The sequence below is a fragment of the Blastococcus sp. SYSU D01042 genome (genome assembly GCF_054050515.1).
In genome coordinates this window covers 581351-593506 of sequence record NZ_JBJGZM010000001.1, presented here as the reverse complement: position 1 = coordinate 593506, position 12156 = coordinate 581351, and the positions used below count along the sequence as shown (strand labels likewise).

Below are 12156 nucleotides of genomic sequence, written 5' to 3'. Positions count from 1 at the left end.
ATGTTCCCCGGAGGTGGCCAGCCCGACCTGAGCCAGCTGATGAAGCAGGCGCAGCAGATGCAGCAGCAGCTCGTCGCCGCGCAGGAGGAGCTCGCCACGCGCGAGGTCACCGGCACCGCCGGCGGCGGGCTGGTCTCGGCGACGATGACCGGCAGCGGCGAGCTGACCGCGCTCACCATCGCACCGGCCGCCGTCGACCCGGAGGACCTGGAGACGTTGCAGGACCTCGTCGTCGCCGCCGTCCGCGACGCCAAGCGCGCCGTGGACCAGCTGGCCGCCGACACGATGGGCCCGCTGGCCGGCGGGCTCGGCGGCCCCGGGGGCGGCCTGGGCCTACCGGGCTTCTGACCGTGTACGAGGGTGCCGTCCAGGACCTCATCGACGAGCTCGGCCGCCTCCCCGGCGTCGGGCCGAAGAGCGCGCAGCGGATCGCGTTCCACCTGCTGGCGTCGGAGTCCGCCGACGTCGGCCGGCTGGTCGCCGCGCTGAACCGGGTGCAGGCCGAGGTTCGCTTCTGCGTGACCTGCTACAACGTCGCCGAGGCCGAGCAGTGCCGGATCTGCCGCGATCCGCGCCGCTCCGAGGACGTGCTCTGCGTCGTCGAGGAGCCCAAGGACGTCGTCGCCATCGAGCGCACCCGGGAGTTCCGCGGCCGGTACCACGTGCTGGGCGGCGCGATCAGCCCGATCGACGGCGTCGGCCCCGACGACCTGCGGGTCAAGGAGCTGATGACCCGGCTGATGAACGGCACGGTCACCGAGCTGATCATCGCCACCGACCCCAACCTCGAGGGCGAGGCGACCGCGGCCTACCTGGCCCGGCTGGTCGGGCCGATGGGGTTGACCGTGAGCCGGCTGGCCAGCGGGCTGCCGGTGGGTGGCGACCTCGAGTACGCCGACGAGGTCACCCTCGGCCGGGCCTTCGAGGGCCGCCGCCGCATCACCGCGTAGTAGTTGAGACTTGTCACATCTGCTCGTGCGCGTGGCCTCCCGGACCCGGGGCAGGGGATGATCGACCGGTGCTGGGTGGCGGTGTGCTGACGCGTCGGCGCGCCATCGACCTCATGCGCACGGCCAGCCGGCTCTAGCTCCGGACTCTCCGCGCCCGCCCGGGGTACCCCCCGCACCGGCGCCCGTCCCGTGCCGCACCGCCGAGCCCCTGCCGAGGCCCCCGTGATCGAACTGACCGACGTCCGCAAGGTCTTCCCCGCCCGCCGCGGGGCGGCCGAGGTGACCGCCGTCGACGGCGTCACGCTGTCGGTCGCCGACGGCGAGTTCGCCGGCGTCGTCGGCCCGAGCGGCTCGGGCAAGAGCACCCTCGCCCGGCTGGTCAACCTGCTCGAGCGGCCCACCTCGGGGCGGGTCGCCGTCGACGGGCAGGTGCTGACCGACCTCGACGACGACGGCGTCCGGCAGGCCCGCCGCACCGTCGGCATGGTGTTCCAGCACTTCAACCTGCTCGACTCGCGCACCGCGGCAGGCAACGTGGAGCACCCGCTGGAGCTGGCCGGCGTCGGCCGGGCCGAACGCCGCGCGCGGGTGGCCGACCTGCTCGACCTCGTCGGGCTCGGCGACCGGCACGCCTCCCGGCCGGCGCAGCTGTCCGGCGGGCAGAAGCAGCGCGTCGCGATCGCCCGCGCCCTGGCCGCGCGGCCCAAGGTGCTGCTCTGCGACGAGGCGACCAGCGCGCTGGACCCCGCCAGCACCGCCGGCGTGCTCGACCTGCTGCGCCAGGTGCGCGCCGAGCTCGGCCTGACCGTCCTGCTCATCACGCACGAGATGGCCGTCGTGCGCGCGGTCTGCGACAGCGCCGTGCTGCTCGACCGGGGGCGGGTCGTCGACGGCGGCCCGCTCGCCGAGGTGCTCACCAGGCCGCACTCCGCCCTGGCCGCGCAGCTGCTGCCCGCGCCCGCGGTGGCCGGCGCCTCCGGTGACCTGGTGCGGGTCACGGTCACCGGGAGCGCCCCGGAGGGCCGGGTGCTGCGCACGCTGGCCGGCGAGCTGGGGCTGGACGTGGAGGTCGTCGGCGGCTCGGTGGAGACCGTGGCCGGCCGGCGCTTCGGCCGGCTGCTGCTCTCCGTCACCGGCGACGACGGCCGGCTGGACGCCGCGCTGCAGCGGCTCCGCGCCGGCGGCTCGCTGGTCGAGCGCGCGCTGCCCGGCGACGAGCCGGTGCCGGTGGACCTCACCGAGCCGGAGCCCGCGCCCGACGCCGGCAGCGACGCGCCGGCCTTCGCCCGCCTCCTCGACTCCCCGGACGTGCAGCGGTGAACGACTGGTCCCGGATCGCACCCCAGCTGGCCGAGGCCACCTGGGACACCCTCTACATGGTCGGCGTCTCCACGGTGCTCACCGTGCTGATCGGGGTGCCGCTCGGCGTGCTGCTCACCATCACCGCGCCCGGCGCGCTCTCCCCGCGGCCGGTGGTGCACCGGGTGCTCGGCCTGGTGGTCAACCTCGGCCGCTCGCTGCCCTTCATCATCCTGCTGGTGCTGGTCGCCCCGGTGACCCGCGGCATCGTCGGCACCACCATCGGCTCGACCGCGACGATCGTGCCGCTCACCATCGGCGCCGTCCCGTTCCTCGCCCGGCTCGTGGAGACCAGCCTGCGCGAGGTGAGCCCCGGCAAGGTCGAGGCGACGCTGTCCATGGGCGCCCGCCGGCGCGACGTCGTCCGCACGGTGCTGCTGCCCGAGGCGCTCCCGTCGCTGGTCGCCGGCGTGACCGTGACGGTCGTGGCGCTGATCAGCTACTCCGCCATGGCCGGCGCCATCGGCGGCGGTGGCCTGGGCGACTTCGCGATCCGCTACGGCTACCAGCAGTTCCGCACCGACATCACCGTGATCACCGTCGTCCTGCTGCTGGTCGTCGTCCAACTGCTGCAGTGGGCCGGCGACCGCTGGGCCCGCCGGCTCGCGCACGTCTGACCACCCGCACCACCCCCCCCCCCCACCGCACGAGGAGAACCGCCATGCACCGCCCCCGTAGGACCGCCCTCGCCGCCGTCGCGGCCGCCGCGCTGCTCGGCCTGACCGCGTGCGGAGGTGGCGACGCCGAGCTGTCCGGTTCGGACGAGCCGTTGCGCGTGGGCGCCTCGCCGGTGCCGCACGCCGAGATCCTGCGCTTCATCGACGAGGAGCTGGCCGACGACGCCGGCCTGGAGCTCGAGATCGTCGAGTTCACCGACTACGTGCAGCCCAACGTCGCCCTCGACGACGGCTCCCTGGACGCCAACTACTTCCAGACGGTGCCCTACCTGGAGGAGCAGGAGACCAACGCCGGCTACGACTTCACCGCTCTCGAGCCGGTGCACATCGAGCCTCTGGGCCTCTACTCCGAGACGCTGACCGACGTCGCCGACCTGCCCGACGGCGCGACGGTGGCGATCCCGAACGACCCGACCAACGCCGCCCGTGCGCTGCGGCTGCTCGAGGCCAACGACCTGCTCACGCTGGCCGACACCGGCGACGCCGCGCCCACCGCGCTGGACATCCAGGTCAACCCGAAGGACCTGGAGATCCAGGAGGTGGAGGCCGCGCAGCTGCCCCGCTCGCTGGCCGACGTCGACGCCGCGGTGATCAACGGCAACTACGCCATCGACGCCGACCTCAACCCGGCCGAGGACGCCCTCGTGCTCGAGGAGGCCGAGGGCAACCCCAACGCCAACCTCGTCGTGGTCCGCAGCGGTGACGAGGACGACGAGCGGATCCAGCAGCTGGAGGAGCTGCTGCACTCCGACGAGGTCCGGCAGTTCATCGAGGACACCTACTCGGGGGCCGTGCTCCCGGCGTTCTGACCCGCGGCACGGGAGCAGCGTTTGCGGCGTCCGCACGGTCGGGCCGCAGTCACGACGCGATAACGGTGTTCTCGCAGGATTCATTGCGGCGGGTACCGGGTGTTAGATCTGCTTCATCCACTGAACTCCGGCGGTCCGCGGCTGCGTGAACGCAGCCGCGGACCGCTGTTCGACGAAGACGAGGTGACGGATGATCTCCGGATCGAGCAGCCGGCGGCGCGTGGTCGCCACGGCGGGCGTCGCGGTGACGGCCCTGCTGCTGAGCGCCTGCGGTGGCGACGACGGTGACGGCGGCGGGTCCGGCGGCGGCGGCGGTGGCGGCGCGCTGACCATCGGCACGACGGACAAGATCACCTTCCTCGACCCGGCCGGTTCGTACGACAACGGCTCGTTCGCGGTCATGAACCAGGTGTTCCCCTTCCTGCTGAACACCCCGTACGGCAGCCCCGACGTCGAGCCCGACATCGCGGAGTCGGCGGAGTTCACCTCCCCCACTCAGTACACGGTCACCCTCAAGCCGGACCTGAAGTGGGCCAACGGCAACGACCTGACCAGCTCCGACGTCAAGTTCACGTTCGACCGCCAGCTGGCGATCGCCGACGAGAACGGCCCGTCGTCGCTGCTGTACAACCTCGACAGCGTCGAGACGCCGGACGAGACCACGGTCGTGTTCAACCTGAAGAGCGAGAACGACCAGGTCTTCCCGCAGATCCTGTCCAGCCCGGCCGGCCCGATCGTGGACGAGGACGTCTTCTCGCCCGACGAGGTCACCCCGGACCAGGAGATCGTCGACGGCGAGGCCTTCCACGGCCAGTACGTCATCACGAACTACGACCAGAACAACCTGATCTCCTACGAGGCCTACCCCGACTACCAGGGTGTGCTGGGCGCGGCGAAGACCGAGCAGGTCAACGTCAAGTACTACGCCGAGGCCTCGAACCTGAAGCTGGACATCCAGGAGGGGAACATCGACGTCGCGTGGCGCAGCCTGACCGCCACGGACATCGAGGACCTGCGCGGCAACGACGGGGTCCAGGTCGTCGACGGCCCCGGCGGCGAGATCCGCTACATCACGTTCAACTTCAACACCCAGCCGTTCGGCACGACCACGTCCGAGGCCGACCCGGCCAAGGCGCAGGCCGTCCGGCAGGCCGCGGCCGACCTGCTCGACCGCGAGGAGATCGCCGAGCAGGTCTACAAGGGCACCTACACCCCGCTGTACTCCCACGTCCCCGAGGGTCTGACCGGCGCGGTCGAGCCGCTCCGCGAGAAGTACGGCGACGGCTCCGGTGGCCCGGACGCCGCCGCGGCCAAGGCGCGCCTGGACGCCGCCGGCGTGACCACCCCGGTCGAGCTGAACCTGCAGTACTCGAACGACCACTACGGCCCGTCCTCGGCCGACGAGTACGCGCTGATCAAGGACCAGCTCGAGGCCGACGGCCTGTTCACCGTCAACCTGCAGACCACCGAGTGGACGCAGTACTCCGAGCAGCGCACCGCCGACGCCTACCCGGCCTACCAGCTGGGTTGGTTCCCGGACTACTCGGACGCGGACAACTACCTGACGCCGTTCTTCCTCACGGAGAACTTCCTCAGCAACCACTACGAGAACCAGCAGGTGAACGACATGATCCTGGCCCAGGCCAGCACGGCCGACCCGGCCGAGCGGCAGGGCATGATCGAGCAGATCCAGGACCTCGTCGCTGACGACCTGTCCACGCTGCCCTACCTGCAGGGTGCTCAGGTCGCCGTCGTCGGTTCCGGCGTCGAGGGCACGGAGGACACGCTCGACGCGTCCTTCAAGTTCCGCTACGGAGCCCTCAGCAAGGGCTGATCCCACCAGCTGGGAGACTGCAGTCGACACGGCCCCGGGTGACCCGCCGCGCGCGGATCACCCGGGGTCTGCCGTGCGAGGGCCCGACCACGAGTGGGAGAGATGACCACCACCACGACCGAGCTCACCGGGGCCGGCGCCGCTCCGGAGGCCGCGCCCACCGCGGCCCGGCAGCGCCGCAGCGGTGGGCTGGGCAGCTACCTGCTGATCCGCTTCCTGCTGATCTTCCCGACCGTGTTCATCCTGGTGACGACGGTCTTCGTGCTCATGCGGCTCACCGGCGACCCGATCACCGCCGCCCAGGGCGGCCGGCTGCCGGCCGACGAGCTGGCCCGGCGGATCGCCGAGGCCGGGTACGACCGGCCGGTCCTCGTCCAGTACTGGGAGTACCTGGGGCAGATCGTCCGCGGCGACTTCGGGACGGCGATCAGCGACGGCCGCGAGGTCAGCGACATGCTGACCACCTTCGGCGCCGCCACCCTCGAGCTCGCCTTCTACGCCCTGGTCGTGGCGTTCGTCGTCGGCATCCCGCTCGGCCGCCTCGCCGCCTACCTGCGTGACCGCTGGCCCGACGCCGTCCTGCGCATCTTCGCGATCCTCTGCTACGCCACCCCGGTCTTCTTCGCGGGCCTGCTCCTCAAGCTCGTGTTCGCGGTGAACCTGGGCTGGCTGCCCGTCGCGGGGCGCGCGTCGACGGGTGCGGAGATCCAGCTGCAGTCCCAGGACGGCAGCACCGGCATCTACCTGATCGACGCGCTGAGGCTCGGCGACGGCGAGGTGATCTCCGACGTCCTCGAGCACGCCGTCCTGCCGGCCATCGCGCTCGGTCTGCTGACCGCCGGGGTCTTCCTCCGGCTGGTGCGCACGAACGTGATCGGCACCCTTGGCAGCGGGTACGTCGAGGCGGCCCGGTCCCGCGGGGTCGCCGAGCGGCGGCTGCTGCGCAAGCACGCCTACCGGCCGGCCCTCATCCCGATCGTCACGGTCATCGGCCTGCAGATCGCCCTGCTGCTCGGCGGCGCGGTGCTCACCGAGACCACCTTCGAGTGGAAGGGCCTGGGCTTCCAGCTGGTCGAGTACCTGCAGGCCCGTGACTTCGTCGCCGTCCAGGGCATCGTCGTCCTGGCGGCGGTCATCGTGGCGCTGGTCAACTTCGTCGTCGACGTCATCGCCGCGCTGATCGACCCCCGGGTGAGGTACTGAGATGGCCACCGCCTCCACCACCACCGCGTCGGGCGTCGCCGCCGACGTCCCCGCGCCCGGCCGCCGGCCCCGCGGCTGGCGCGGCCTGCCGGTGGTCCGCCAGCTGCGGCAGAGCGTCGGCCTGCAGCGCGGCATGCTCGTCGCCGGGCTGGTCCTGACCGGCGTCTTCCTGCTGACGGCGGTCTTCGCGCCGCTGTTGGCGCCCTACGAGTTCAACCAGCTGCGCGACGCGACGGGTCCGTTCGGCGCGCAGCAGGAGCCCTCGGCGGAGCACTGGCTCGGGACGACCGTCGGCGGGTACGACGTGCTGTCCCGGGTCATCTGGGGCACCCGGACGGCGCTGTTCGTCATCGTCGCCGCCGTCCTGATGTCGATCGTGCTCGGCGTGCTGCTCGGTCTGGTCGCCGGCTACTTCGGCGGCTGGCTGGACCGGGTCCTGGTCGTCGTCGCCGACGCGATCTACGCCTTCCCGTCCCTGCTGCTGGCCATCGTCGTCGGCATCGTGCTCAACGGCGGCGAGTCCAGCCTGATGGGCGGCGTCATGGCCGCGTCGATCGCGATCACGGTCATCTTCGTGCCGCAGTACCTGCGGGTGGTGCGGGCGGAGACCGTGCGGATCAAGGCCGAGGCCTACGTGGAGTCCGCGCGGGTCATCGGCGCCTCGCACTGGCGGATCATGGCGCGGCACATCTTCCGCAACGCCACCCGCACGCTGCCGCTGATCCTCACGCTGAACGCCTCCGAGGCGATCCTCACGCTGGCCGGCCTGGGCTTCCTCGGCTTCGGGATCGAGCCCACGGCCGCCGCGGAGTGGGGCTACGACCTGCAGAAGTCGCTGTCCGACGTCACCAGCGGCATCTGGTGGACCTCGCTGTTCCCGGGCCTGGCGATCGTGCTGGTTGTCCTCGGGCTCACGCTCGTCGGCGAGAGCCTCAACGACCTGGCCGACCCGCGGCTGCGCACCCGCCGGCGGGGCCCGATCACGCCGGCCGACGTCGCCGAGACCTCCGTCGTCCCCGGCAGCCCGGCCGCGGACACCGACGACCTGGACGGGAAGGGACCCCTGTGACCACGGCATCCGGGCGCGACGTCGTCGGCATCGAGAACCTGTCGGTCAGCTTCGCCACCGACTCCGGCGACGTCGCCGCCGTGCGGCACGTCAGCCTGCAGGTCCGCGCCGGCGAGGTGCTGGCCATCGTGGGGGAGAGCGGCAGCGGGAAGACCGTCACCGCCCGCTCCATCCTGGGCCTGCTGCCGGAGACCGCCACCACCCGCGGCGCGGTGCTGCTGACGAGCAAGGACGGCGGCAGCACGTCCGACGTCGTCACGCTGTCGCGCAGCCGGCTCGGCGAGGTCCGCGGCCGGGACGCCGCGATGGTGTTCCAGGAGCCCTCGACCGCGCTCAACCCGGTCTACCCGGTCGGCTGGCAGATCGCCGAGGGGCTGCGGGCGCACGGCTCGTACGGGAAGAAGGAGGCGCGGGCCAAGGCGATCGACGTCCTGCGCCGGGTCGGCATCCCCGACCCGGAGACGCGCGTCGACCACTACCCGCACCAGTTCTCCGGCGGGCAGAAGCAGCGGATCGTCATCGCCCAGGCGCTCGCGCTCGACCCCGGTGTGATCATCGCCGACGAGCCGACCACCGCGCTCGACGTCACAGTGCAGGCGGAGATCCTGGACCTGCTGCGCCGGTGCCGCGACGAGTTCGGCGCCGCGATCGTACTGATCACCCACAACATGGGCGTGGTCGCCGACCTCGCCGACCGGGTCGCGGTCATGTACCAGGGCCGGATCGTCGAGTCCGCCGACGTCCGCACGCTGTTCTCCGCGCCGCAGGACGGCTACACCCGGCAGCTGCTGGCCTCGGTGCCCCGGCTGGGCGAGGGACGCGCCCGCACCGCCGACCGCGCCGCTGCCCGCCCGGCCGGCTGGCAGCAGGCGACCCCGGTCGTGGAGGCCCGCGACCTGCGCATCGTCTACCCCGGCCGGTTCCGGCAGCCGGACTTCGTCGCCGTGGACGGCGTCAGCTTCAGCATCCGCCCGGGCGAGGTGCTCGGGCTGGTCGGTGAGAGCGGCAGCGGCAAGACCACGATCGGCCGGGCCATCGCGGGGCTGACCAAGGTCACCGGCGGCTCGCTGCAGGTGCACGGCACCGAGATGAACGGCCTCCGGGAGCGGGCGTTCCGGCCGCTGCGCGAGCGCATCGGGTTCGTGTTCCAGGACCCGGCGTCCAGCTTCAACCCGCTGCTGACCATCGCCGACGCCGTCGCCGAGCCGCTGCTGGTGCACCGGCGAGCGAAGGACGGCCACGACGCCCGCGGGCGCGTGGACGAGCTGCTCGAGGCGGTGCAGCTGCCCCGGAGCTTCGGTGACCGCTTCCCGCACGAGCTCTCCGGCGGCCAGCGGCAGCGGGCCAGCCTCGCGCGGGCGCTGGCGCTGGACCCGGAGCTGCTGATCGCCGACGAGCCGACCTCCGCGTTGGACGTCTCGGTGCAGGCCCGGGTGCTCGAGCTGTTCGACGAGCTGCAGCGGCGGTTGGGCTTCGCCTGCCTGTTCATCAGCCACGACCTGGCCGTCGTCGACCTGCTCGCCGACCGGATCGCGGTGCTCTACAAGGGCGAGCTGGTCGAGGAGGGCACCGGCGAGCAGGTGCTCGGGGCGCCGCAGCACCCCTACACCCAGCGGCTCCTGGCCTCGCTCCCCGTGCCCGACCCGGACGCGCAGTCCACCCGCCGTGCGGAGTGGGAGCGCCTGCGCGCCTGACGCGTCCCGAGCCTCAGTCCTCCAGCACGACGTCCTCGCCGGACCGGCGGGCGCGGCGCACCCGCAGCCGGACCACCGAGCCGAGCAGCCGGACCAGCTGGGTGTAGCCCGGCGTCGGCCCGTGGTAGCCGAGGAAGCCGCGCGGGCCCTCGACCATCTCGCCGGTGCGGACGTCGTAGCGGCTCTGGTGCCACGGGCAGACCAGGCAGCCCTCGGCGTCCACGCTGCCCCCGGAGAGGTCTGCCAGCTGGTGGCGGCAGCGGCGGGAGACGGCGAAGAAGCGGTCCTCGCCGTCCGGCCCGGGCCCGCGGTTGCCCACCGCCCAGTCGCCGGCGCGGCGGACGGCGCCCGGGGGCAGCTCGGCGGCGGGGATCCGGTCGTGGTCGGGCACGGGCGCTCCAGTGATCGGGGGGGTCGGTACGCGCCCCCTACCCGTCGGGCGGGCGCCGGACCCCTCGCGCGTCGGTAGGGTCGATCACCAGTACCGACTCGCTCCGGAGGTGGCCGTGCGCCGGCTGTTCGTGGTCCTGGGCGCGTCCGCCCTGCTCGGCGTCGTCGCCGGTCCCGCGCTGGCGGAGGAGCCGTTCCGGCTCGAGGACCGGATCGTCGACGAGGCCGGCGTCCTCGGGGACGAGTCCGAGGTCGAGACGGCGCTGGACGAGCTCCAGACCGAGGACGGCATCCAGCTGTTCGTCGTCTTCGTGGACGACTTCGGCGGGCTGTCCAGCGACCAGTGGATGAGCGAGACGCAGCAGCTCTCCGCGCTGGGCGGCGCGGACGCGATGCTCGCCGTCGCCGTGGACCCGGGCGAGTTCGGGATCGACGTGCCCGACGGCGCCGACGTCACGCTGTCCGAGGCCCAGCGGCTGGCCAACCAGGCGATGGTCCCGGAGTTCCGGGAGGGCAACTGGGAGGCGGGTGTCGTCGCGTACGCCGACATCCTGCGCACCGGTGAGGCCCCCGGGGACGGCTCCGGCGGGGGCGACGCGCTGCTGCTGCTGGGCGGGATCGCCGTCCTCGGCGGCGGGGGGTACCTCGTGATGCGCAACCGCCGGAAGAAGCGGGAGGACGCGCCGCCGCCGGTCACCCGGCTGGAGAAGCCCGACCCCCACGCGGGCGAGACGACCGAGCAGCTGCAGTTCCGTGCCAGCTCGGCCCTGCTGGAGCTGGACGAGGCGGTGAAGACCTCGCAGCTGGACCTGGACTACGCGCGCTCCCAGTACGGCGAGGAGGCGGTGACCGGGTTCGACCGGGCACTGGCGGCGTCGCGCGACGAGCTCTCCCGCGCGTTCACGCTGCGCCAGCAGCTGGACGACGACGTCCCGGAGGACGAGCCGACCACGCGGCGGATGCTGGCGGAGATGCTGGGCCTCACGGAGGCCGCAGGAGCCCGGCTGGACGAGCAAGCCGAGTCCTTCGCCCGGCTGCGCGACCTGGCGAACACCGCGCCGCAGGTGCTCGACGCGCTGGCGCCGCGGATCGCCGAGCTGCACGCCCGCATCCCGCAGGAGGAGCAGCGGCTGGCCGGCCTCCAGCAGCGCTTCGCCGCCTCGGCGGTCGCGCCGGTCGCCGCGAACGTGACCGAGGCGCGGGCCCGGCTGGCCGCAGCCGAGCAGGAGGTGCAGGAAGCCCGGACGGCGCTGGCGTCCGCCGAGCCCGGCACCGCCGTCGGCGACATCCGCGCGGCCGAGGACGCGGTGGCGCAGACCGCCACGCTGCTGGACGCCGTCGGGCGGCTCGGTGCCGACCTCGACGCCGCCGGCGGGCGGGTCGCGGCGGTGCGGGCGGAGACCGAGGAGGACCTCGCCGAGGCGCGGGCGCTCGTCGCGTCGGGCGACAGCGCCGGGCTCCGGCCGCAGATCGGCCGGGCCGAGGCGGCGCTGGCCGCCGCCGACCAGCAGCTCGCCGGCGACCGCCCCGATCCGCTGGCCGCGCTGCGGCAGCTGGAGGAGGCCGACATCGCGCTGGAGCAGGCGCTGGCCGTCGCCCGCGACGCGCAGACCCAGGCCCGCCGGGCGGCAGCGGCGCTGGAGTCCGCGGTCATGACCGCGCAGTCGGAGATCGCCGCGGCCCGCGACTTCATCGCCACCCGCCGCGGCGCCGTCGGGCCCGAGGCCCGCACCCGGCTGGCCGAGGCGCAGCGGCACCTGGACGCCGCCGTCGGTCGCGGGCGCGACGAGCCGGTGGCAGCGCTGCAGCAGGCGCACCAGGCGACCTCGCTGGCGCGGTCGGCGCTGGACCGGGCGCAGGACGACGTGCAGGGCTGGGGCGGCGGCTACGGCGGCGGCCCCGGCGGGTTCGGCGCCGGCTACGGGCCCGGTTACCGGCGCGGTGGCGTGGACCTCGGCAGCCTCGTGCTCGGCGGCATCCTCGCCGGTGGCGGGCGCGGCGGGTTCGGCGGCGGCTTCGGTGGGGGCTTCGGCGGCGGTGGCGGCGGCTTCGGCGGTGGGGGTGGCGGCCGCGGAGGAGGCGGCGGCGGGATGGGCGGCGGTCGGTTCTGACCGAGCACGCCCGTACTCCTGGGAACTGTCGGACCCCGGTGGGACGGTGTTCCTCCCCGC

General features: G+C 73.5%; 11 protein-coding genes. 10 read left to right on the top strand and 1 reads right to left on the bottom strand.

All coding sequences use genetic code 11. The features are described from left to right. From ACI79H_RS03005 to ACI79H_RS02965, 9 genes are all read left to right on the top strand, one after another. Window positions 1-348 (top strand): YbaB/EbfC family nucleoid-associated protein, encoded by a 348-nt coding sequence (locus ACI79H_RS03005; RefSeq protein WP_456552884.1) that lies wholly within the window; start codon window positions 1-3, stop codon window positions 346-348. A gap of 2 nt (window positions 349-350) precedes the next feature. After that, on the top strand, window positions 351-950 hold the full coding sequence (gene recR / locus ACI79H_RS03000; protein WP_456552883.1) for a recombination mediator RecR: 600 nt from the start codon (window positions 351-353) through the stop codon (window positions 948-950). A gap of 222 nt (window positions 951-1172) precedes the next feature. Further along, window positions 1173-2270 carry a methionine ABC transporter ATP-binding protein gene (locus ACI79H_RS02995; RefSeq protein ID WP_456552882.1) on the top strand — a complete coding sequence of 366 codons (1098 nt, stop codon included), beginning with the start codon at window positions 1173-1175 and terminating at the stop codon, window positions 2268-2270. Then, window positions 2267-2926: a methionine ABC transporter permease gene (locus tag ACI79H_RS02990; protein ID WP_456552881.1), complete on the top strand. Its 660-nt coding sequence runs from the start codon at window positions 2267-2269 to the stop codon at window positions 2924-2926. The genes ACI79H_RS02995 and ACI79H_RS02990 overlap by 4 nt, the downstream gene beginning before the upstream one ends. A gap of 44 nt (window positions 2927-2970) precedes the next feature. Next, window positions 2971-3795 (top strand): MetQ/NlpA family ABC transporter substrate-binding protein, encoded by an 825-nt coding sequence (locus ACI79H_RS02985; protein ID WP_456552880.1) that lies wholly within the window; start codon window positions 2971-2973, stop codon window positions 3793-3795. Window positions 3796-3985: 190 nt separating this feature from the next. After that, window positions 3986-5629: an ABC transporter substrate-binding protein gene (locus tag ACI79H_RS02980; protein ID WP_456552879.1), complete on the top strand. Its 1644-nt coding sequence runs from the start codon at window positions 3986-3988 to the stop codon at window positions 5627-5629. Between the two features lie 102 nt (window positions 5630-5731). After that, complete coding sequence (locus ACI79H_RS02975) at window positions 5732-6832, top strand: ABC transporter permease (RefSeq protein ID WP_456552878.1); 1101 nt, start codon at window positions 5732-5734, stop codon at window positions 6830-6832. A 1-nt stretch (window position 6833) separates the two neighbouring features. Beyond that, complete coding sequence (locus ACI79H_RS02970; protein ID WP_456552877.1) at window positions 6834-7901, top strand: ABC transporter permease; 1068 nt, start codon at window positions 6834-6836, stop codon at window positions 7899-7901. Then, the gene (locus ACI79H_RS02965; RefSeq protein ID WP_456552876.1) at window positions 7898-9595 is read left to right on the top strand and encodes an ABC transporter ATP-binding protein; all 1698 of its coding nucleotides are present in this window, start codon (window positions 7898-7900) and stop codon (window positions 9593-9595) included. The genes ACI79H_RS02970 and ACI79H_RS02965 overlap by 4 nt, the downstream gene beginning before the upstream one ends. Before the next feature lie 13 nt (window positions 9596-9608). On the opposite strand, the gene ACI79H_RS02960 is transcribed toward ACI79H_RS02965, so the two are convergent. Then, on the bottom strand, window positions 9609-9986 hold the full coding sequence (locus tag ACI79H_RS02960) for a Rieske (2Fe-2S) protein (RefSeq protein ID WP_456552875.1): 378 nt from the start codon (window positions 9984-9986) through the stop codon (window positions 9609-9611). Window positions 9987-10101: 115 nt separating this feature from the next. Between ACI79H_RS02960 and ACI79H_RS02955 the strand changes: the two genes are divergently transcribed. Continuing rightward, the gene (locus ACI79H_RS02955; RefSeq protein WP_456552874.1) at window positions 10102-12096 is read left to right on the top strand and encodes a TPM domain-containing protein; all 1995 of its coding nucleotides are present in this window, start codon (window positions 10102-10104) and stop codon (window positions 12094-12096) included. Window positions 12097-12156 lie beyond the last annotated feature (60 nt).